General features: G+C 60.6%; 16 protein-coding genes. 10 read left to right on the top strand and 6 right to left on the bottom strand.

From position 1 onward, the window contains the following. Window positions 1–24 precede the first annotated feature (24 nt). The 3 genes from leuA to xseA form a co-directional block, all read right to left on the bottom strand. The gene (leuA, locus tag AB4O05_RS27310) at window positions 25–1,704 is read right to left on the bottom strand and encodes a 2-isopropylmalate synthase (protein WP_460134188.1); all 1,680 of its coding nucleotides are present in this window, start codon (window positions 1,702–1,704) and stop codon (window positions 25–27) included. 322 nt (window positions 1,705–2,026) lie between these two features. Continuing rightward, window positions 2,027–2,848, bottom strand: a complete 822-nt coding sequence (locus AB4O05_RS27305; protein WP_460134189.1) for a peptidoglycan DD-metalloendopeptidase family protein — start codon at window positions 2,846–2,848, stop codon at window positions 2,027–2,029. Window positions 2,849–2,851: 3 nt separating this feature from the next. Then, on the bottom strand, window positions 2,852–4,231 hold the full coding sequence (gene xseA / locus AB4O05_RS27300; protein WP_460134192.1) for an exodeoxyribonuclease VII large subunit: 1,380 nt from the start codon (window positions 4,229–4,231) through the stop codon (window positions 2,852–2,854). A 119-nt stretch (window positions 4,232–4,350) separates the two neighbouring features. Between xseA and AB4O05_RS27295 the strand changes: the two genes are divergently transcribed. From AB4O05_RS27295 to AB4O05_RS27275, 5 genes are all read left to right on the top strand, one after another. After that, window positions 4,351–5,118 (top strand): sulfite exporter TauE/SafE family protein, encoded by a 768-nt coding sequence (locus tag AB4O05_RS27295; RefSeq protein ID WP_460134193.1) that lies wholly within the window; start codon window positions 4,351–4,353, stop codon window positions 5,116–5,118. 161 nt (window positions 5,119–5,279) lie between these two features. Then, window positions 5,280–5,828: a sugar ABC transporter ATPase gene (locus AB4O05_RS27290; protein WP_460134195.1), complete on the top strand. Its 549-nt coding sequence runs from the start codon at window positions 5,280–5,282 to the stop codon at window positions 5,826–5,828. 218 nt (window positions 5,829–6,046) lie between these two features. Continuing rightward, a complete protein-coding gene (gene guaB / locus AB4O05_RS27285; protein ID WP_460134197.1) occupies window positions 6,047–7,516 on the top strand; it encodes an IMP dehydrogenase in 1,470 nt (489 codons plus the stop codon). Window positions 7,517–7,642: 126 nt separating this feature from the next. Further along, a complete protein-coding gene (gene guaA / locus AB4O05_RS27280; protein ID WP_460134199.1) occupies window positions 7,643–9,220 on the top strand; it encodes a glutamine-hydrolyzing GMP synthase in 1,578 nt (525 codons plus the stop codon). Between the two features lie 477 nt (window positions 9,221–9,697). Then, window positions 9,698–10,096, top strand: coding sequence for a type II toxin-antitoxin system death-on-curing family toxin (locus tag AB4O05_RS27275; RefSeq protein ID WP_460134200.1), 399 nt, complete (start codon window positions 9,698–9,700; stop codon window positions 10,094–10,096). 241 nt (window positions 10,097–10,337) lie between these two features. Here the strand turns inward: AB4O05_RS27275 and AB4O05_RS27270 are convergent, their stop codons facing one another. Both AB4O05_RS27270 and treR read right to left on the bottom strand, forming a co-directional pair. Then, on the bottom strand, window positions 10,338–12,410 hold the full coding sequence (locus AB4O05_RS27270) for a TerD family protein (protein ID WP_460134201.1): 2,073 nt from the start codon (window positions 12,408–12,410) through the stop codon (window positions 10,338–10,340). 446 nt (window positions 12,411–12,856) lie between these two features. After that, a complete protein-coding gene (gene treR, locus AB4O05_RS27265; RefSeq protein WP_460134203.1) occupies window positions 12,857–13,561 on the bottom strand; it encodes a trehalose operon repressor in 705 nt (234 codons plus the stop codon). A gap of 237 nt (window positions 13,562–13,798) precedes the next feature. Here treR and treP point away from each other — a divergent pair, with 237 nt between their 5' ends. The 5 genes from treP to AB4O05_RS27240 all read left to right on the top strand — a co-directional run bounded on the left by treP (window position 13,799) and on the right by AB4O05_RS27240 (window position 21,387). Then, complete coding sequence (gene treP, locus AB4O05_RS27260) at window positions 13,799–15,241, top strand: PTS system trehalose-specific EIIBC component (protein WP_460134204.1); 1,443 nt, start codon at window positions 13,799–13,801, stop codon at window positions 15,239–15,241. Between the two features lie 124 nt (window positions 15,242–15,365). Continuing rightward, complete coding sequence (gene treC / locus AB4O05_RS27255) at window positions 15,366–17,012, top strand: alpha,alpha-phosphotrehalase (RefSeq protein ID WP_460134206.1); 1,647 nt, start codon at window positions 15,366–15,368, stop codon at window positions 17,010–17,012. 164 nt (window positions 17,013–17,176) lie between these two features. Next, on the top strand, window positions 17,177–18,397 hold the full coding sequence (locus AB4O05_RS27250) for a carbohydrate porin (protein WP_460134208.1): 1,221 nt from the start codon (window positions 17,177–17,179) through the stop codon (window positions 18,395–18,397). 183 nt (window positions 18,398–18,580) lie between these two features. Beyond that, window positions 18,581–21,106 carry a phosphoenolpyruvate--protein phosphotransferase gene (ptsP, locus tag AB4O05_RS27245; RefSeq protein ID WP_460134210.1) on the top strand — a complete coding sequence of 842 codons (2,526 nt, stop codon included), beginning with the start codon at window positions 18,581–18,583 and terminating at the stop codon, window positions 21,104–21,106. Between the two features lie 2 nt (window positions 21,107–21,108). After that, window positions 21,109–21,387, top strand: coding sequence for a PTS transporter subunit EIIB (locus AB4O05_RS27240; RefSeq protein ID WP_460134212.1), 279 nt, complete (start codon window positions 21,109–21,111; stop codon window positions 21,385–21,387). Window positions 21,388–21,534: 147 nt separating this feature from the next. On the opposite strand, the gene mltF is transcribed toward AB4O05_RS27240, so the two are convergent. Beyond that, window positions 21,535–22,995, bottom strand: a complete 1,461-nt coding sequence (gene mltF, locus AB4O05_RS27235; RefSeq protein ID WP_460134213.1) for a membrane-bound lytic murein transglycosylase MltF — start codon at window positions 22,993–22,995, stop codon at window positions 21,535–21,537. Between the last annotated feature and the right edge of the window lie 44 nt (window positions 22,996–23,039).

The raw sequence follows: 23,039 nt of genomic DNA, 5'->3' as shown, positions 1-23,039 counted from the left end.
CCTTTTGCATTGCGGCGATAAAACTTAAGCCGCTTTCGCTTCCAACTGGCTCAACGAGCGGTTCAGCGCACTGAACAGTGCCTTGAAGCTGGCGGTGGTGATGTTTTCATCAATGCCCACGCCATGTACCGGACGCTCGCCGTTTACTCGCAGCTCGATGTAGGCCGCTGCCTTGGCGTTGGTGCCCGCGCCGATGGCGTGTTCGTTGTAGTCCATGATCTCGACCGCCACCGGCAGGCCGGCCACCAGGGCTTCCAGCGCGCCGTTGCCTTTGCCTTTCCAGTGCAGGTTGGTTTCGCCCTGGCCCTTGCCCGAGACTTCCACCTCGACAAAGCTGTTGCCGTTTTCTTCCTGCAGGCGATGGCTGACCAGCGCGTACGGGGTATTGGCCTGCAAGTACTCACGTTGCAGCAAGGCGTAGATCTGCGGTGCGGTCATCTCCAGGCCCACGCGGTCGGTTTCGGCCTGCACCACCTGGCTGAATTCGATCTGCATGCGGCGCGGCAGGCTGATGTCGTATTCCTGCTCCAGCAGGTAGGCGATACCGCCTTTGCCCGACTGGCTGTTCACGCGGATCACCGCCTCGTAGCTGCGGCCGATATCGGCTGGGTCGATCGGCAAGTACGGCACTTCCCACAGCGCATCGTCCTTCTGCTGGGCGAAGCCCTTGCGGATGGCGTCCTGGTGGGAGCCGGAGAACGCGGTGTGGACCAGGTCGCCCACATACGGGTGACGTGGGTGCACCTGGATCTGGTTGCACTCCTCGACGACTTTGCGCACGCCGTCGATGTCGGAGAAGTCCAGCTGCGGGTCGAGGCCCTGGGTGTACATGTTCAATGCCACGGTGACCAGGTCGACGTTACCGGTACGCTCGCCGTTGCCGAACAGGCAGCCTTCGACACGGTCGGCGCCGGCCATCAGGCCCAGCTCGGTGGCGGCCACGCCAGTGCCACGGTCGTTATGGGTGTGCAGGCTGATGATCACGCTGTCACGACGGTTGATATGGCGACCGAACCATTCGATCTGGTCGGCGTAGATGTTCGGCGTGGCGCATTCCACGGTGGCTGGCAGGTTGAGGATCACCTTGTGCTCAGGCGTCGGGTTCCACACCTCGATCACCGCATCACAGACTTCCTTGGCGAATTCCAGCTCGGTGGCGCTGAAGGTCTCTGGCGAATATTCGAAGGTCCACTGGGTTTCCGGCTGCTGCGCGGCGTATTTGACGAACAGCTTGGCGGCGTTGACCGCGATGGCCTTGATCCCGTCCTTGTCCTGGTTGAACACAATGCGGCGGAACGACGGCGAGGTGGCGTTGTACAGGTGCACGATGGCTTTTTTCGCGCCGCGCAGGGATTCGAACGTGCGTGCGATCAAGTCTTCACGGCCCTGGGTCAGCACCTGGATGGTGGTGTCCTCGGGGATGTGGTTGTCTTCGATCAGCGTGCGCACGAAGTCGAAGTCGGTTTGCGAAGCGGCTGGGAACGAGGCTTCGATTTCCTTCACGCCGACAGCGACCAGCGTCTTCCAGAAGCGCAGTTTTTTCGCTGCATCCATTGGCTCGATCAGCGACTGGTTGCCATCACGCAGGTCGGAGCTGCACCAGATCGGCGCGGTGGTGATGGTCTTCGATGGCCAGGTGCGATCCGGGATGTCGATGGTCGGGAACGCACGGTATTTCGAAGACGGGTCTTTGAGCATGCTCATCGGGAAATCCTTTGTTTAGGGGCCGAGAAAAGGCGGCCTGCCGTATAACTATTTTTGGGGATAAAGCTTGGAGACGAGGCAGATCGATTCAGCCTGGCAGTCGTGCGCTGACGAGGCACAGGCTGCGGTGCTGGCGGAGCTGAATGAGGGTATGAGAGGTTTTCATAAGCTCAACCCTAACCGCCGGGGTGAAAGATGGCAAGCAGTCGCTAAAAATTGAGAGAAGTTCTTTTATTTGCGTATGAAGCGGGATTTTATGGCTGAGAACTTTGAATCGGCTAGATTAAATTGCGTGCCCGTAATCGGGCGCGCAATCGCGTGATCAAGGCTGGAAGGCACCGATGAAAATCGCTGGGTCGACCCGCGCATCGTTGAGGCTGACATTCCAGTGCATATGCGGCCCGGTCGCACGGCCAGTCGCGCCCACCTTGCCCACCACCGCACCGCGCACCAGTTGCTGGCCGACCTTCACATCGATCTTCGACATATGGCAGAACATGCTGATAAAACCCTGGCCGTGGTCGACGAACACGGTGTTGCCATTGAAGAAGTAGTTGCCGACCAGGATCACCTTGCCATTTGCCGGCGTCTTGATCGGCGTTCCGGCCGGCACGGCGAAGTCCAGCCCCGAATGCGGGTTGCGCTCTTCGCCGTTGAAGAAGCGGCGCACGCCGAACTTGCTCGACAGCGGCCCGTTAACCGGTCTGTCCAGCACCAGGTTGCTCGGCAGGGTAGGGCTGAAGCTGCGGTAAGCCTTGATCTGCACGGCCAACTCGGCCTCGATGCGCTTGAGTTGGGCGGGGGCAGGGTTGACCTGGCTTTTGTTCTTCAGGGTGATGCGCTGTTCGGGGTACTTCTTGTAGCCCACGATAAACGGCAGGCTGCGTCCGCCGCTGCTGATGCGTTCGTTCCCCGGCTTGACTGTCAGCGGGATGCCGACAATCGCCAACCAGTTGTCCTGTTCCCTGACCACCAGCACCGGCTTGCCTTGATAGGTGGCTTTCGGGGCAGTGGCCGAGGGCCCGAGTTCGACCACGGCCACGCCGCCCGGCACCGGTTTGTTCAGGGTGCGGGTGATGTAGCTATCGGCGTGGGCATTAAAGGCAAGGCACAGCAGCATCAGCAAGCTAAAGAGACGTGGCATCAATCAATCCAGTAACGAAAGGGTGACGGGTGTCAGGTGGTTGTCTTCCACCCGCACTTGCAGTTGGCCTTCACCGAGGCGCGCGGTCAGGCGTTGGCCGGTGTGGGTTTGCGCGGCGTTGCGAATGGCCTGGCCACGCTCATCCAGCAGGATGCTGTAGCCACGGCCCAGGGTCGCCAGCGGGCTCACCACCTGTAACGTCTGCACCTGGCTTTGCAGTTGCAGGCGACGGGACTTGAGGCCTTCGCGCATGGCGCGGGGCAGGCGTTCGGCGAGGCTGTCCAGGCGCTGACGCAGCAGGGCCAGTTGGCGACCAGGGTGCTGGCCGGCGAGGCGGGTTTCCAGACGGATCAAGCGTTCGCGCCGGGTATTGAGGCTGCGCTCGAAGGCCCGACGCAGGCGCATGTCCAGGTCATCCAGGCGCTGGGCCTGCTGGCGCAAGCGTTCGCCGGGGTGGCGCAGGCGCCGCGCCATCCCTTCCAGGCGCAGACGGTCGTGGGCCAGGCGGTTGCGCATCAGCATCACCAGGCGGCGATGCAGGTTTTCCACCTGACGCACCAGATGGCCGGCGTCTGGTGCCAGCAATTCAGCGGCGGCAGACGGAGTCGGGGCCCGCACGTCCGCCACAAAGTCGCTGATGGACACATCGGTTTCATGCCCGACGGCGCTGACGATTGGCGTGATGCAGGCATCCACTGCGCGTGCCACGGCTTCTTCGTTGAAGCACCAGAGGTCTTCCAGGGAGCCACCGCCACGGGCCAGGATCAGCGCGTCAAAGCCGCGGGCGTCGGCGAGTTTAAGTGCTCGCACAATCTGCGGGATCGCTTCGCGGCCTTGCACGGCGGTCGGGATCAATGTCAGTTCGATGTTCGGCGCCCGGCGGCGGAACACGCTGATGATGTCGCGGATCACCGCGCCGGTGGGCGAGCTGATAATGCCAATGCGTCGAGGGTGAGCCGGCAGGGGCACCTTGCGCTCGGCACTGAACAAGCCTTCGGCGCTGAGCTTTTCCTTCAAGGCATCGAAGGCCAGGCGCAGCGCGCCATCGCCGGCCGGCTCCACGGTGTCGAGGATCAACTGGTAGTCGCCACGGCCCTCGAACAGCGAGACCTTGCCACGTACCTTCACCGCCAGGCCGTCCTTCAGTGCCTGGCGCACCCGCGCGGCGTTGTTGCGAAACAACGCGCACCGCACCTGGGCGCCGCTGTCCTTGAGGGTGAAATACACGTGGCCGGAGGCCGGGCGGGCGAGGTTGGAGATCTCGCCTTCGACCCAGATATTGGTGAACACGTCTTCCAGCAACACCCGCGCACGGCCGTTGAGCTGGCTGACAGTCAGGACTTCGCGGTCCAGGCCCAGGCGGGCGAAGGGGTCTTTAATCATGGTGAGGGATCTTTAATCATGGGCGGCAGTTTATAGGCATTCGCAGGTCGATCACCACGGCCTTGTGCGTCTGAGCGGCTGCACTATGATGACTGACGCCGATGATCCGGGATGCCTGCATGAACGCAATCGAACTGTTGAACCACTGGTCGTTCGCTGGAAGTGACTGGTTGGTGATCGGGCTGGGCGTGGCGGTGGCGTACATCGTGTTTGGTATCGCCGGCTTTGGCACGGCCCTGGTCGCGGGGCCGGTCCTGATCCTGTTCATGCCATTGTCGAAGATCATCCCGTTGCTGGTCCTGCTGGATTTCGTCGCGGCCTTTGGCGGCCTGCTGCAAACGCGGCGTGATGTGAACCGCGCCGAGCTGTTGCGACTGCTGCCATGCATGGCCATTGGTTGCACACTCGGCGTGGTGTTTTTGCTCAATCTGCATTCGGACCTGTTGCTGCTGCTGATGGGCCTGTTCATCAGCGCCTACGCGATCTACAGCCTGGCGGTGAAGGCGCGACCCACTCAGTTGGCGGCGGGCTGGTCAGTTCCCATGGGCACGGTCGGTGGCTTGTTTGGGGCGTTGTTCGGCAGCGGCGGTTTTTTGTATGCGATCTACCTGAACAGCCGTCTGCCCAAGGACGCGGCACGGGCCACCCAGAGCGCGCTGATCAGTTGCAGCACGGTGGTGCGCCTGAGTCTGTTCCTGATTGCCGGGGTATATGCTGATTTGCCGCTGTTGATGTTGGCGCTGTGCCTGCTGCCAGCGATGGCCGTGGGCTTGTGGTGCGGGCGCCGGCTGACGATGCGCATGTCCCGCGAGGCGTTTGTGCGGTTGGTGACATGGCTGGTGTTGGCCAGCGGCATTGCGTTGATCGGGCGGTATTTGAGTACTTGACCTGTGTGAGGCAGGGATTAAGCTGCCAGCCTTCAGGGCCTCTTCGCGAGCAAGCCCGCTCCCACAGTTGACCGCATTTATCCTGCAGGATCGCGGTCGAATGTGGGAGCGGGGTTGCTCGCGAAGGCGCCTGACGGCACACCGCAGGACTCCCAGGCCCCATGAATTCCCAAAGCATCCTTGTACCGAAAATCTCCACCTTGCCCGTCCACGAACCCCGCGCACGGGCGATCGTGCGCTGGCTGGTGCGCAAGAACATCATCAAGGAAGAGCTGACCACCTGCGGCCGCACCGGCAACCGCATGGCCTATGCCCTGGCCGACGGCGCCCGGGCCGTAGTGCTGTTCCCCGAGGCCTTGCCGTTCAACGAGCCGGTCAATGGCCTGGAGATCATCTACAAGCGCTGCATCTACACCCCGGCCAAGGGCTTTCTCGAAGAAGCCGGCTGCCCGGAGTGCCTCAAGGAAGTCGGTGAAGCGCTGTTCGAAAGCCTGGAAGACTGGATGCCCGGCCACACCGACAATTTCACCTGCCCGCTGTGTGGGCATGAAGATGACATCAACGGCTTCCTGTTCCTGCAGGAATGCGGGTTTTCCAACCTGGGGTTCATCTTCAACAACTGGGCGGAGGCGGGGTTCAAGCAGAGCTTTATCGACGAATTTGCCGATTGGCTGGACCAGAAGATCGCTTGGATCAAAGTCGAACTGTAGGCGCGAGCTTGCTCGCGAAAATCGTCAACGATAACGCGGGCTGTCTGGTATTAAAGCGGTGCCCTGGCGTTCTTCGCGAGCAAGCTCGCTCCTACGGAAAGGCAGCGGGTTTTCTCCATCTATCAGTATTACCAAGTTTGTCAGAGTTTTACGTTGAGACCCGGAGGGTGCATGTATATAATGGCGCGCTTCCATTTTCCCGCTCGGGAGCCCCCGCGATGCTGCGTATCAGCCAAGAAGCTCTGACATTCGACGACATTCTCCTAGTGCCCGGTTATTCCGAGGTGCTTCCTAACGAAGTCAGTCTCAAGACCCGCCTAACCCGTGGCATCGAGCTGAATATCCCCCTGGTTTCCGCCGCCATGGACACCGTTACCGAAGCCCGCCTGGCCATTGCCATGGCGCAGGAAGGCGGTATCGGTATCATCCACAAGAACATGACCATCGAGCAGCAAGCTGCCGAAGTGCGCAAGGTCAAGCGTTACGAAGCCGGTGTGGTGAAGGATCCGATCACCATCGAAGCTGACGCGACCGTGCGTGACCTGTTCGAACTGACCCGCCTGCACAACATCTCCGGTGTGCCCGTGCTGCACGATGGCGACCTGGTCGGCATCGTCACTTCCCGTGACGTGCGTTTCGAAAACCGTCTTGAAGTCACCGTCCGCGACGTGATGACGCCTAAAGAGCGCCTGGTCACGGTCAAGGAAGGCGCCGACAAGAACGATGTGCGCGAACTGCTGCACAAGCACCGCATCGAGCGCGTGCTGATCGTCGATGACAAATTCGCCCTCAAGGGCATGATGACCGTCAACGACATCGAAAAAGCCAAGGCTTACCCACTGGCCAGCAAGGATGACCAAGGTCGTCTGCGTGTTGGCGCTGCCGTCGGTACCGGTAAAGACACCGGCGACCGCGTTGCCGCGCTGGTTGCCGCCGGTGTGGACGTGGTGGTGGTCGACACTGCCCACGGCCACTCCAAAGGCGTGATCGACCGCGTACGCTGGGTCAAGCAGAACTTCCCTGACGTGCAGGTGATCGGCGGCAACATCGCCACCGGCGCCGCCGCCAAGGCCCTGGCCGAAGCCGGCGCCGATGCGGTCAAGGTCGGTATCGGCCCAGGCTCGATCTGCACCACGCGCATCGTTGCCGGTGTGGGCGTGCCGCAAATCAGCGCCATCGCCAACGTCGCCGAGGCCCTCGAAGGCACCGGTGTTCCGTTGATCGCCGACGGTGGCATCCGTTTCTCCGGTGACCTGTCCAAGGCCATCGTTGCCGGTGCTTCCTGCGTGATGATGGGCTCGATGTTCGCCGGTACCGAAGAGGCGCCGGGCGAGATCGAACTGTTCCAGGGCCGTTCGTACAAGGCTTACCGTGGCATGGGTTCGCTGGGCGCCATGTCCCAGGCGCAAGGCTCGTCCGACCGTTACTTCCAGGACTCCTCGGCAGGCGCCGAGAAGCTGGTACCGGAAGGCATCGAAGGCCGAGTGCCGTACAAGGGCACCCTGAGCGCTATCATCCACCAACTGATGGGCGGCCTGCGTTCCTCGATGGGCTACACCGGCAGCGCCAACATCGAAGAAATGCGCACCAAGCCGGAGTTCGTACGGATCACCGGCGCCGGCATGGCTGAATCCCATGTCCACGACGTGCAGATCACCAAGGAAGCGCCAAACTATCGGGTCGGCTGACGCCGACAGCTATGAGCCACAAGTTATAAGCTGCAAGCGGGGCTGCGTTGAAGCAGCTTCCGCGCAGCCCCCGATTACTTGCAGCTTGCAGCTTGAAGCTTGCAACTGCTCTTCAGAGTCTCTCCCATGGCCCTCGACATTCACGCCCACCGCATCCTGATCCTCGATTTCGGTTCCCAGTACACCCAACTGATCGCTCGTCGCGTGCGTGAAATCGGCGTGTACTGCGAACTGCATCCGTTCGACATGGACGACGAAGCGATCCGCGAATTCGCCCCTAAAGGCGTCATCCTCGCTGGCGGCCCCGAGTCCGTGCACGAAGCCGACAGCCCGCGCTGCCCGCAAGCCGTATTCGACCTTGGCGTGCCCGTCTTCGGGATCTGCTACGGCATGCAGACCATGGCCGAACAACTGGGCGGCAAGGTTGAAGGTTCCGAACTGCGTGAATTCGGCTACGCCCGTGTCGACGTGGTCGGCAAGAGCCGCCTGCTGGACGGCATCGAAGACCACATCGACGCCGACGGCCTGTTCGGCCTCGACGTGTGGATGAGCCACGGTGACAAGGTCACCAAAATGCCGGAAGACTTCCACATCCTGGCCAGCACCCCGAGCTGCCCGATCGCCGGCATGTTCAATGACGCGCGCGGTTACTACGGCGTGCAGTTCCACCCGGAAGTGACCCACACCAAGCAAGGTGGCCGCATCCTGTCGCGCTTCATCCTCGACATCTGCGGGTGTGAAGCCCTGTGGACCCCCTCGAAAATCGCTGAAGACGCCATCGCCAACGTGCGCGCCCAGGTCGGCACCGACAACGTGTTGCTCGGCCTGTCCGGCGGCGTTGACTCCTCCGTGGTTGCCGCGCTGCTGCACAAGGCCATCGGCGACCAGCTGACCTGCGTGTTCGTCGACAACGGCTTGCTGCGCCTGCACGAAGGTGAGCAAGTGATGGCCATGTTCGCCGAGAACATGGGCGTCAAGGTGATCCGCGCCAATGCCGAGGAGCAGTTCCTCAACAACCTGGCCGGCGAGTCCGACCCGGAGAAAAAGCGCAAGATCATCGGCCGCACCTTCATCGACGTCTTCGATGCCCAGTCCAGCAAACTGGACAACATCAAGTACCTCGCCCAGGGCACCATCTACCCCGACGTGATCGAGTCGGCCGGCGCCAAGAGCGGCAAGGCCCACGTGATCAAGTCCCACCACAACGTGGGTGGCCTGCCGGAGGAAATGAACCTCAAGCTGGTAGAGCCGCTGCGCGAACTGTTCAAGGACGAAGTCCGCCGTCTGGGCCTGGAGCTGGGCCTGCCGTACGACATGGTCTACCGCCACCCATTCCCGGGCCCGGGCCTGGGCGTGCGCATCCTCGGTGAAGTGAAGAAGGAATACGCCGACCTGCTGCGTCGCGCCGACCACATCTTCATCGAAGAACTGCGCAAGGCCGACTGGTACCACAAGGTCAGCCAGGCCTTCGTGGTGTTCCAACCGGTGAAGTCGGTGGGCGTGGTCGGTGATGGCCGTCGTTACGCCTGGGTTGTGGCCCTGCGTGCCGTAGAGACCATCGACTTCATGACAGCTCGCTGGGCGCACCTGCCGTACGAACTGCTGGAAACTGTCAGCGGCCGCATCATCAATGAAATCGAAGGTATCTCGCGCGTGACGTATGACGTGTCGAGCAAGCCGCCGGCGACGATTGAGTGGGAATGATTGGACGTCCGGCATTGTCCGGAGCCGACTAGCAAGAAATGCCCTGGAGCCCGCGTAATTGCGGGCTTTTGGCTTTTTGGGTCTGGCAAATTCTGGCAGCTTTGTGCATCGCCAAGCACCGTGTTTATTTGGCACGGTACGGGACATTGACTGAGCCAAATGTCATGCTCGGCGTGTTGCGCACTGGCGTGGCGCTGATGCCAATCGGCAAGCGGCATACGACGCTGTCGAAGGCTCGGTGTATCTTGCCTCTCAGTGTGCTACCGTGTGAGCAGAAATTGATCAAGTCGTTTGGGGTACTTAAGTCATGAACCACAAGCTGAATACTTATGGCGTATCCATAGTAGAGAGGCCTAAAGTTAAAGCCATCAAGAAGCTGGATTTGGGTGGCGACTTGGGTAAGCAGATCGTTTATTCAGAAACCAAGCTCGTTCTCAGGACTCACAAGAAGACCTTTCAGAAGTTGGCTGATATGTAATGGAATTGATCTTCTTTCCATTTGAACGTGTTATTGAGATAAACACTCAGATCTTGACTACCGAGCCCGGCATGAAGGGGCAGGTAAATATTCCGCTTTTACAAGGCGCACTGGCTCGAATCGACAACGCGATTGCCTATAATGGCCTTGACGATGTATTTGAAATTGCCGCCAAGTACACTGCCAGTATCGCGCAAGGCCACGCACTGCCCGATGCTAACAAGCGCACCGGGCTTGCAGTCGGCTTGGAGTACCTTTCGCTCAATGATTATGAAGTCACTCTAGATAATGATCTGATAGCGGATGCCGTTAGGGATTTGGTTATCGGCGACATCAACGAGCATGATTTCGCTGATATTCTTTACTCCTGCTTCATTGCTTCTCAAAATCAGATTTAACACTGGGTAGGCCGGTCAAATTCACTGGCTCGATTAGCCTTAGCCATGATTGGGCAATAGCAGAGTTTTCCCGGCTGATCCGTCATGTGCAGTTGAACTGCTGGCTGAAGTTGTACGTGATGGCTGTGCAGATTATTGTCCGCGCGTGCTAGTCAGTTATTACTGACTGGCACTTTTTTTTTGATAGAAAACTCCGAAACAAGAGTTGTCGTTTCAATAAACGGCAAGGCTGCCGTAGGCGTCAAAGAAACTGCGATCGAATCAAATCCGTATCGAACGGCGTTATCCCTTGATCAGGCGCAAACACCGCCTGTGCCTGCAGCAGTGAAGCCACTCGCTCTCCCCGTGCTCGAGCATGTAAATCGAACAGCGTCTCCAGATCCGGCCTTGGTGTATGTATCAACGCTCGCAGCATCAATGATACCCCGCCGAGGTTGTTCTGGACGTTGTTCCACCACGGAGATGAAGTGAGTCCCAGGTCGGCCCAAATCATGCGGCGTTCCTGTAAGTCCATCACGAATGGCAGACAGATCCCGGTGTCGGATGCAATATCGACACGGTCGAACACTGAGCGCGGTTCGAATACTTCACCCGATGCCACGTCGACGCGAGCCATCCAGCCAGCGAAGCATTCTGGAAGATCGCAGTACGGTTGCTCGGTGTACGAGTTGATAGACGTGACAACATAGCGGACACCCTTCTCGACGAGGGCATCGAGGTCGAGATCGATGAACTCCGAAGCCCCTTCGGGCGCGTCGACGATGTCGCCACTGTGGTAGCCGCCGAAATCCTTCAGGTTGTAATACGCGACCGTTTGTTTGAACACGAAGTTGGCGTCGAAAAATGCTGCGGACAAGTCGATGTCCGTGCGGTCACGGCCGTTCTTCCACCAGAGGAACAGGCGAATAAAACGTGTGTCAGGCAGTGGCAATCGACTGCCTCGCACCAGCGTACGTAGCGACTTCGATGAGGCTCGCTGCGCCAATGGTACCCTGTATTCGCGTAATGCTGGGTCGATGAAACAGCTACCTAGTGGCGGTAGCGACGCAAAACGCGCTACGAGAGCTTCCTCGCAGATTCTGCTTGCACGAGCCAGCACGTCGGGTGCGAGCGGTTCGCGTCGATCCTTGATGCCATAGATTTTGGCAAATGCACCTTTCGGTGTGAAGGCCCGCAGGGGGAGGGGACGCGGAGCACGTAAGTGGGCCAGCAGCTGCAGTAGAACAGGCGAGGACACTTGGGGCGCAACCGCCTCAAACGCGTCGAGAACCGACTCTGGTTCTGTCGTGCGCCGCAGGGTCACGTCCAACCGTCGTGCGAACTCACCAGGACGGCTCTGTAGCAGGGGCGTAAGCGTGGCAATGTGACGCTGGGCAAGCAATGTTTCGACACGTGATCCAAATGAGGCTGGCGCGTCGTTGCGCCGTGCTGCCGTGATGGCGGCTAGCGCTCGTGGGAACTTATCGGCGTAGTCGCCCGGATGCAGTACTTCAGCCAGGCGTTTCCATCGCTCGGCATGTCGCATTACGTCTTCTGCTGCGTGGGGTATGTGGTCGAGCAGGCGCAACAACAGGCGGCGTGTCGAGCGTTTCATTGCGGTGAAACGTGTCGAAGCCGTCGTCAGTGATACGTCTCCTCCATTCAGCGCGACCGCGAGCCGTAGCACGTCAGTCGCCGTTTCGACATTTCGCTCCAGGAATGTGTCCACTCGTGCATCGCCGGCCACATGCAGGATAAGTGCGCCGCCAACCAGTGCGCGGATCTCCCGGAACGGGACGGTCTCAGGCAGCAGACGGAACACATCGCTTTTGTACTCTCGGATAAACCAGGCGACATCGGCAGTTTCCTCTTCGGAGAGCGAGGTGCGCGATGAAACGAGCGACTCGAGCAGTGACTCGAACTCAGAGATGCTTCCCGGCTCGATAACGCGGGATATGAAGTTGCCTTCAAGCATCGCGGGTCGAGAGTCTGCAGTCGTTGGTAAACGCCGAAGCGTGAGGTAGTGCACGACGGCGTTGAGGTATAACTGCGCCTCTGAGGCTGCTAGAACCTGCTCTGGAAAGTCAGGATAAAATGGTCGGTGGTATACATGAGCGCCAGTTTCCCGCCGAAGGACTCCGACAATCTCGCGTAGCCAGTGCTTGAGTTCCGTCGCTGACAGCAAGCCGATTTGCTCAATCAAAGGCTCTGAAAGTACACATCGGAACGCCGTGACTTCCCGGACTGCCGACGCGACCTGAGCGCGCGTGGCACCGCCAGTGCCTATCGGGACGTGAACTTTACTACGGCGACGCAGGAACAGCGCCTGATTCATGCTTGATTTTCTCCCTGGGCCGTCGTCGTGGATGAGCAGCATTGTTCTACTGATGTAAAAACGCCTGCAAGCAGCAGGCGCAGTGTGGAGAGCGAAACCCCTAGGTCATAGGAGGTTAGAAGGAAGGTGTTCCATAGCCACGAAGGCATTCTACGAAGGGTGTATCTGTTTGTCAGGTCACCGCTTATCTAAACGGTAACAAGCTGCTTCGCCAGAAGAAGAGGGGCCGCTTCGCGACCCAGCGGGAGCAAGCTCCCTCGCCACAGGGTTGCTTTGCGCCCTGACGGCCGATGAATTGGCCTAGTGACGACAGACACCGTCGAGGGATGCTCAGACGATCCAGCGATTTCACGGAAATATCAGGAATTTGATCAGCGACGGGGCTACACCATCGATTAAGGGGGGCGGCTCTCAGGCCGTTTGCCCCTTCACCCAGCGCGCACATCTCACCGCCGCGCAATATCCGAAAAGTAAAACTTATCCAACGTATGCCGCGACTCGGTGTACTCGAACTGCCGCCCATCCTGCAAAAACGTCTGGTTGCTCACCACGATCACATGGCTTTGCCCCTCAAGGTCCAGGTTTGCCTGGTCGTCCTTGCTGCGGGGCAGGGCTTCGATGGTGCGTTGGGCGTAGCTGATGTTCAGTTGCAAGGTCTGTTCGATAAACGCGTAGATCGACTGTTCGGCAATCGTCTGGTCCAGGCCGGGGATCAGGTCGGCAACGAAGTGGTTGATGTCGAGGATCACCCGTTTGCCGCCGATGCGCCGTACCCGTTTGATGCGGGTGATCAGGGCGCCGGGTTCGGCTTCGATGTGTTGCAGCAGTGCGCCTTCCAGCGGGAACTGAGTGAACTCGACGACTTCGGTGTGTACGTCATCGCCCAGGTCGGCGTGGGTTTCGTGGAAGCTGACGATGCCGCCCAATTGGAACTCAATCGGGTTTGGCGACAACACGAAAGTGCCCTTGCCATGGATTTTTTGCGCAAAACCACGCTCCTGCAACTGCTCGATGGCCCGACGCACGGTGCCGCGGCTGGCCTGGTAGCTGTCCATCAGTTCGGTTTCGGAGGGAAGGCGCGTGCCGCGTTGCAGGCGTTCAGTGGTGATGCTGGCAAGCAGATCCGTATAGATCTGGTTGTATTTACTCATGGGGATGGCTCTGTGCCCGGCTTTTATGAAGGTGAACGGCGCGTTCAGGCAGGAACCTTAGTGGTGCTGCTCGGGTTTGTCCATTAGCCCCGCGGATATTGGCGCGCACCCGAAACAAACAATTTTGTAACTCGTACAGACGAGTTGTTGCTTTAACTCGTACAGACGAGTACGTTTGCCCTCGGCGTGCTGCCAATGACTGCCCCCCAATAAAAAAAATCAAAGTGGAAACCAAGCATGAGCCACGACTATTCGACTATCGCCCGCGAGATTCTTGAGAACCTCGGGGGCCGCGACAACCTTGAGCAAGCAGCCCACTGCGTGACTCGCCTGCGCCTGGCGCTCAAGGACCCGAGCCTGGTCAATAACAGTGCGCTGAACCAGGTCGATCTGGTCAAGGGCTCGTTCTTCACCGGTGGCTTGTTCCAGGTGGTGATCGGCCCCGGCGAAGTGGAAAAGGTCTACGCGGCCCTGCGCGAACAGACCGGCCTTGCCGCCGCCACCATTGCCGACGTGAAGAAGAAGGGGGCCGACAAAACCAACCCCATGCAGCGTCTGGTGCGGGTGTTCTCCGATGTGTTCATGCCGATCCTGCCCGCGCTGATCATTGCCGGCCTGCTCATGGGGATCAATAACCTGATGGGCGCCAAGGGCATGTTCATCGAGGGCAAGACGCTGCTGGAGGCCTATCCGAACCTGGATGGCCTGTGGAGCCTGATCAACCTGATGGCCAACACCTCATTTGTGTTCCTGCCGGCGCTGGTGGGCTGGTCGGCGGCCAAGCGTTTCGGCGGCAGTGAAATCCTCGGCATCGTGCTCGGCCTGATGCTGGTGCACCCCGACCTGCTCAATGCCTGGAACTACGGCAAGGCGGTAGCCGGGCTCGACGGCCAGAGCCTGCCGTACTTCGATATTTTCGGCTGGTTCAAGATCGAAAAGGTCGGCTACCAGGGGCAGATTCTGCCGATCCTGATGGCGGCCTATGTGATGAGCGTGATTGAAAAATGGCTGCGGGCGCGGGTGCCCAACGCGATTCAACTGCTGGTCGTGCCGATCACCACCATCGTCGTCACCGGTGTGCTGGCGCTGGCCATCATCGGCCCGGTCACCCGTCACCTCGGCATCCTGATCACCGAAGGCGTGGTCACCTTGTTTGACCTGGCGCCCATGGTCGGCGGGGCGATTTTCGGCCTGCTGTATGCACCGCTGGTGATCACCGGCATGCACCACATGTTCCTCGCGGTGGACCTGCAGCTTATTTCTACCCAGGGCGGCACCTTTATCTGGCCGATGATCGTCATGTCCAACCTGGCCCAGGGCAGCGCCGCGCTCGCGGTGTTCTACACCACCCGCAATGCGCGGGACAAAAGCATGGCGTCGACCTCGGCGATTTCGGCGTACTTCGGCATCACTGAGCCGGCGATGTTCGGGGTGAACCTGCGCTTCAAGTTTCCGTTTTATGCCGCCTTGGTCGGCTCGGCGCTGGGCAGCATTTTCCTGTCGCTGAACAAGGTGCAGGCCTCGGCCATCGGCGTGGGTGGCCTGCCTGGGTTTATCTCGATCGTGCCGAGCGCCATTCCGATGTTTGTGATTGGGATGGTCATCGCGATTGTCGTGCCGTTCGTTCTGACCTGTGCGTTGAGCATGAAGATTGTTCGGCCCGGGTATCGCGTCGCCTGATCGATCGCTTTCGCGAGCAAGCCCGACTCCCACATTGCTGGGTGAACACATTCAAGTGTAGGAGCTGGCTTGCCTGCGATGAGGCCCTCAACGCCAGCACACAATTCAATTGAAGGAACCCGGCATGCAAAACTGGCAACACTCGGTGATCTACCAGATCTACCCCAAAAGCTTCCACAGCCACGCGGGTAACGCCACCGGTGACCTGCTGGGTATCGTGGACAAACTCGACTACCTCAAATGGCTGGGCGTGGACTGCTTGTGGATCACCCCGTTCCTGCGCTCGCCGCAGCGCGACAATGGCTACGACATCAGCGACTACTACGCCATCGACCCCAGTTACGGGACCATGGCCGACTGCGACCTGCTGATCAGCGAAGCGGCCAGGCGCGGCATCAAGCTGATGCTCGATATCGTGGTCAACCATACCTCCGTCGAGCACGAGTGGTTCCAGCAGGCGCGCAGCAGCCTCGACAACCCGTACCGCGACTTCTACATCTGGCGCGACCAGCCGAACAACTGGGAATCCAAGTTCGGCGGTTCGGCCTGGGAATACGAGGCACAAACCGGCCAGTACTTCCTGCACCTGTTCGACCACACCCAGGCCGACCTCAATTGGGACAACCCCAAGGTGCGCGCCGAGGTGTTCAAGCTGATGCGCTTCTGGCGTGACAAGGGTGTAGGCGGTTTCCGCCTGGACGTGATCAACCTGATCTCCAAACCCGCCGATTTTCCCGAAGACAACAGCGACGGCCGCCGCTTCTACACCGATGGCCCCCATGTGCATGAGTACCTGCAGGAGATGCACCGCGAAGTCTTCGCCGGGCATGAGCTGATCAACGTTGGCGAGATGTCGTCCACCAGCCTCGAACACTGCATTCGCTACTCCAATCCTGCGTCGAAAGAGCTGTCGATGACCTTCAACTTTCACCACCTGAAAGTGGATTACCCGAACCTGCAAAAGTGGGTGAAGGCCGACTTCGATTTCCTGCAACTCAAGCGGATTTTCTCTGACTGGCAACTGGGCATGCAGGCCGGTGGCGGCTGGAATGCGTTGTTCTGGTGTAACCACGACCAGCCGCGCGTGGTCTCGCGGTTTGGCGACGACGGTGAATACCGCGTGGCCTCGGCCAAGATGCTTGCCACGGCCTTGCACTTTCTCCAGGGCACACCGTTTGTGTACCAGGGCGAAGAGTTGGGCATGACCAATCCGGGGTTCGACACGATCGAGCAGTACCGTGATGTGGAGACCCTGAACATCTTTCGTCTCAAGCGCGACGCGGGAGAGTCCGAGGCGTCGAGCATGGCGGCGATCATGCAGAAGTCGCGGGACAACGGGCGCACGCCGATGCAGTGGAGCGCGCAGCCCAACGCCGGTTTCAGCAGCGGCGAGCCATGGATCGGCATTGCGGCCAACGCGGCGCACATCAACGTCGACAGCCAACGCGATGACCCGGACTCGGTGTTGCATCACTACCGCGCACTGATCGCCCTGCGGCGTCACGAACCGCTGATCCAGGAAGGCGTTTACCGCGAACTGCTGCAGGGCCATCCCCAGGTCTGGGCCTACCTGCGCGAAGGCCACGGCGAACGCCTGCTGGTGCTGAACAACTTCTACGGTCTGCCCTGCGAAATCCAATTGCCCGACAGCGTCATCGGCACGGCGAGCGAGCAACGCCTGCTGATCAGCAACTACCCCGACTGCCCGTTGCGCACCGCGACGGTGGTGCTGCGCCCGTACGAATCTTTTGTGCTGCACCTGATCGGTTGATTCACCCCGTGCAGGAGCGAGCGTGCTCGCGAAAAACGCCAACGATAACGCGCTCATCCAGATTGAACGCGGCGTTCTTCGGTTCTTCGCGAGCAAGCTCGCTCCTGCAGGGAATTGTGTCGTGCAAGGAAAGTAATAAAACAATAAAAACAGACGGAGTGTTCATGAAAACAACAATAAAGCTGAGCGTTGTTGCGTCCTGCCTGAGCCTGCCATTCGGTGCTCAGGCCCTGGAATTTGCCGGCTATTTGCGTAGCGGCGCGGGAACATCCACAGGCAGTGGCCCGCAGCAATGTTTCCAATTGCCGGGGGCGCAGACCAAATACCGGTTGGGCAATGAATGCGAGCAATACGGCGAACTGGAATTGCGCCAGGACCTGTTGACCCTCGACGACGGCTCGGTACTCAGCGTCGACGCCATGGCGTCGCTCTACAACCAGTACGACCGTGAGCTGAAGTTCCAGGGCGAGAACAACGGCTCGGCCCGCATGCCGCAGATGTACGCACAATGGTCGAACCTGCCCAGCCTCAATGGCGGCTCGCTGTGGGCCGGACGGCGTTACTACAAACGTAACGACATCCATATTTCCGATTTCTACTACTGGAACCAGAGCGCCACCGGCGGCGGTATCGAGGACGTGCTGATCGGCGACCTCAAGTACAGCTATGCCCTCTCGCGCAAGGACAACCTGTACCAGAAGGCATACGCCACTCGTCACGATTTCAACGTCGCGGGCTTCAAGACCAACCCCGGCGGTGAGCTGGAGCTGGGTTTGAGCTATATCGAAAAGGCCGGTGGCCGCGATACCAACAGCGGCTGGGCCCTCACGGCGCAGCATGTGCAAAAACCCTTTCTGGGCGGCAAGAACAAATTCGCCCTGCAGTACGGCGAAGGCCCCGGCACCGGCCTGGGTTACACCGGCAACACGACCCTGGATAACAGCAGCAAAAGTTATCGCGCCGTCGAGTTCTTCGACTGGCAAATCACCTCGCGCTTCGGCGGGCAGATCGAAGCGGTGTACCAGAAAGACATTCGCCCCGGCAGCCAGGACCAGACCTGGATGTCCATCGGCGTGCGCCCGGCCTATGCCATCAGTGAGCAGTTCAAACTGGTCACCGAGCTCGGCCATGATCAGGTCGATGCCACGGGCGGCACGCGCAAGCTGAGCAAATTCACCTTCGCCCCGACCTGGTCGCCCAAAGGCCCGGATTTCTGGGCGCGCCCGGAGGTGCGGTTGTACTACACCTATGCCACCTGGAACGAAGCAGCCAAACGTGCGGCGAATGAACTGGCGGCGGGATCGGCATTGTCCGACACCGGCTCCTACGGCACCGCGCGGCACGGGTCGAATGTGGGTGTGCAGGTTGAATACTGGTGGAAGTAAGCGTGTGGGTGTACGCGGACTAATGTGGGAACGGGCTTGCTCGCGAATGCGGTGTATCAGGCGACAACGGTATTGACTGCCCCACGGCCTTCGCGAGCAAGCCCGCTCCCTCAGTTGATCTTCGTCGTCCCAGGATCTGCATCTACCCCATGATTTTTACAGAACAAAACAGCAGGTGACCTCATGACCCCATCGAAACCCCTGGAACTGCTGGCGCCCCTGTCCGGGGTGCTGCTGGCACTGGATCAGGTGCCTGACCCGGTATTCGCCAGTCGCATGATCGGCGACGGCCTGTGCATCGACCCCACCTCGCAGACCCTGTGTGCGCCGTTGGCCGGGGTGGTCAGCAACATCCAGGACACCGGGCATGCGGTGAGCATCACCGACGACAACGGTGTGCAGGTGCTGATGCATATCGGCCTGGACACCGTGAACCTGGCGGGCAAGGGCTTCACCCGATTGGTCGAGGAGGGCCAGCGGGTAGACGTCGGGCAAGCGCTGATCGAATTCGATGCCGACTACGTGGCGCTCAATGCCCGTAGCTTGCTGACGTTGATGCTGGTGGTCAGTGGCGAGCCGTTCAGCCTGTTGGCAGAAGGGTTTGTCGATATCGGCCAGCCGTTGTTACGGGTACACCCAGGCGAGGCGGTTGAGGCGGCGGACGAGGAGGAGGGCGATGCGCTGTTCTCCAAGCCGCTGATCCTGCCGAACGCCAACGGGCTGCACGCGCGGCCGGCGGCGGTGTTCGCCCAGGCGGCCAAGGGCTTCAACGCGAGTATTTACCTGCACAAGCAAACCCGGAGCGCCAATGCTAAATCCCTGGTGGCGATCATGGCGCTGCAAACCATGCAGGGTGACACCCTGCAAGTGAGCGCGGCAGGAGAGGAGGCCGAGGTGGCGATCAAGGCCTTGGTGCAATTGCTGGCCCAAGGCTGTGGCGAAACGATCGCAGCGCCGGTTGAGGTCGTTGAGGCAGTCGCGCCGGTGTCATCGGCAACCGTGTTGCGGGGCGTGTGTGCATCGCCGGGTTCGGCATTTGGCCAGGTCGTTCAAGTGACCGAGCCTGAGCTGGCGATCACTGAACACGGCGCGAATGAAGCGACCGAACGGGCCGCTTTGCAGGGCGCCCTCATGGCTGCATCCAAAGCGCTGCAGGCCCTGCAAGACGAGGCAGCCGGCGCTGCCCAGGCGGACATTTTCCGTGCTCATCAGGAACTGCTTGAAGACCCGACCTTGTTGGAGCAAGCCCACGCGTTGCTGGCTGAGGGCAAGAGCGCCGCATTTGCCTGGAACCGCGCCACGGTGGCCACGGCTACCTTGTTCCAGGATTCAGGCAATGCCCTGCTGGCCGAGCGCGCGGCCGACCTGGCGGACGTCAGCCAGCGCGTGCTGAAAGGTCTGCTCGGCGTTCAGGACAGCGCCTGGGACTTGCCGGAGCGCGCGATCCTGATCGCCGAGCAACTGACGCCTTCGCAGACGGCCAGCCTGGATACACGCAAAGTGCTGGGTTTTGTCACCGTCGGCGGCGGCGCGACCAGCCACGTCGCGATCCTCGCCCGTGCCTTGGGCCTGCCGGCCATTTGCGGAGTCTCGACCCATGTGCTGGCGTTGGCCAATGGCACACAGGTCCTGCTCGACGCCGACAAAGGCGAGCTGCACCTGGACCCGGACCTGGCCGAGGTCGAGCAATTGGACGCCGCGCGCAAACAGCACCTGCTGCGCCATCAGCGCGACGTGGCGCAGGCTTCATTGCCTGCTGTTACCGGCGATGGCCATCATCTGGAAGTCACCGCCAACGTTGCCTCGTTGCAGGAGGTGGAGCAATCCCTGACGCTGGGCGGCGAAGGCGTCGGCTTGCTACGTTCGGAGTTCCTCTATCTCGACCGCAACCGCGCGCCGAGCCCCGAAGAACAGGCCGGTACCTACAGTGCCATCGCTCGCGCCTTGGGCGCTGAGCGCAAGCTGGTGGTGCGCACCCTGGACGTCGGTGGCGACAAACCCTTGGCCTATGTGCCAATGGACGCCGAGACCAACCCGTTCCTCGGCTTGCGTGGCATCCGCCTGTGCCTGGAGCGCCCGACGCTGTTGCGCGAACAGTTCCGCGCGATCCTGGCCAGTGCCGGTTTTGCGCGGCTGCATATCATGTTGCCGATGATCAGCCTGCTGTCGGAGCTGCACCAGGCGCGCAAGATCCTTGAAGAGGAAGCGCTCGCGCTGGGGCTCACCGAGCTGCCGAAGCTGGGCATCATGGTTGAAGTACCGTCCGCGGCGCTGATGGCGGATGTCTTCGCGCCCCATGTGGACTTTTTCTCCATCGGCACCAATGACCTGACCCAATACACCCTGGCCATGGACCGCGACCACCCAAGGCTGGCCAGCCAGGCGGACAGCTTTCACCCGGCGGTGCTGCGTCTGATCGCCACCACGGTCAAGGCCGCCCATGCCCATGGCAAGTGGGTGGGGGTGTGCGGGGCGCTGGCGTCCGAAGCCCTGGCGGTACCGGTACTGATCGGGCTGGGAGTGGATGAGTTGTCTGTCAGCGTGCCACTGATCCCCACCATCAAGGCCACCGTGCGCGAGCTGGACCTGGCCGGCTGCCAGATCATCGCCCACCAGGTGCTGGGCCTGGAAGAAGCCGTCCAGGTACGCGAGGCGTTGCGCTTGTACCACGCGGCCACCGTCGAACCCTCATCTGTGCTGGAGAATTGAGTATGTTGGATAAATTCAAGCAGGCGTTCTGGAAGGCCCTGACGCCGGATTTGATTGCCGAAACAGTCGCAGCGCCGACGCAGAGCCTGGTGTCGGTCGATGTGCTGAACGCACTGGGCGGCGCGGACAATCTCACGTCGCAACAGCGTGTGGCGCTGACGCGGGTGCGTGTGCAATTGCAGGATGCGGGGCGGTTGGATGAGGCGGCGTTGCAGGCGGCGGGCGTGCCGGCGGTGATGGTGTTGGCGGGTGGGGTGGTCCATCTGCTCATTGGTCTCTAAGCCACGTAGAGATCGACATGTGGGAAGGTGCTTGCGCCGATGGCGGTGGGTCAGCTGGCATTGGGGGCTACTGATCCATCGCCATCGCAGGCAAGCCACACACCTGGTGTTGTGGTGTATCAGATCACTGTATTTACAGTTGCGGATTTACAGTTGCGGGCTGTCTTCCGGCGGCTTGGTCTTGTTCACACCCGGCACATGCAAATTGCCTTCGACCACCTGGTTGCCTTCCAGCTGCGGCTGGGTCACCCAGGTAAGGATGTCGTAGTAGCGCCGGATGTTCGCCACGAAGTGCACCGGCTCGCCGCCGCGGGCGTAGCCGTAGCGGGTCTTGCTGTACCACTGCTTCTGCGACAGGCGTGGCAGCATCTTCTTCACGTCCAGCCACTTGTTCGGGTTCAGGCCTTCCTTCCTGGCCAGAATGCGTGCGTCCTCCAGGTGGCCGCTGCCGACGTTATAAGCGGCCAGGGCAAACCAGGTGCGGTCCGGCTCGGCAATGCCGTCATCGAGCTCATCCTTGATCTTGGCCAGGTACTTGGCGCCGCCCATGATGCTCTGCTTGGCATCCAGGCGGTTGGACACGCCCATGGCCTGGGCGGTGTTCTGGGTCAGCATCATCAGGCCGCGCACGCCGGTCTTGGAGGTGACCGCCGGTTGCCAGAGTGATTCCTGATAGCCGATGGCGGCCAACAGGCGCCAGTCGACTTTTTCTTCCTTGGCGTAGGCCTTGAAGTGTTTCTCGTATTTGGGCAGGCGCTGCTGCAAGTGCTGGGCGAAGGTGTAGGCGCCCATATAGCCGAGGACATCGACGTGCCCGTAGTAGCGATCCTTCAGGCGTTGCAAGGTGCCGTTCTTGCCGACCTTGTCCAGGAAGCTGTTGACCTCGTTGAGCAGGCTGTTGTCTTCGCCAGCGGCCACGGCCCAGCTTTGGTTGCTGGCGTTGCCGAGGTCGAACGCCACGCGCACGTTGGGGAAGTACACCTGGTTCATCGCCACTTCGTTGGAGTCCACCAGGGTCAGGTCGATTTGCCCCTCGTCCACCATGCGCAACAGGTCGACGACTTCAACTGCGTCGGACTCTTCGTATTCGATTGCAGGATTCTGCTTTTTCAGCTCGGCCAGCTGCTCGGCGTGGGTGCTGCCCTTGAGCACCATGATCTTCTTGCCCACCAGGTCCGCCGCGTTGGTCGGGCGCGACTGGCCGTTGCGGTAGATGACCTGCGGGGTGACTTCAAGATAAGGGTGGGAGAAACGTACCTGCTGGCGACGCTGTTCGCTGCTGACCAGGCCGGCGGCGGCGAGGACCGGGCCATTGGGCTTGCCCAGTTGGCCAAACAGGTCGTCGAGGTTGTCGGCGGTCTCGATCTCGAGCTTTACGCCCAGGTCGTCGGCAAAACGCTTGACCAGCTCGTATTCGAAGCCGGTTTCGCCGTTGCGGTCCTGGAAATACGTGGCCGGGCTGTTTCGGGTAATCACCCGCAATACGCCATCCTCCTTGATTCGCTCGAGCGTGCTGGGTTTATCAACACAGGCGCTGAGCATCAGGAAGAGTCCGGTTGCGAGGAGCCATCTGGCGCATCGCGGGCGCAAAGCAGTTGGGAAGAACATCTGCGCAGTATACGCAAACGGCCCACGGCGCCATATCTCGACAG

This window comes from Pseudomonas sp. S1_G07, assembly GCF_054668565.1.
The sequence above is the reverse complement of the archived record's forward strand: the minus strand, read 5'-3'. Positions and strand labels throughout refer to the sequence as shown.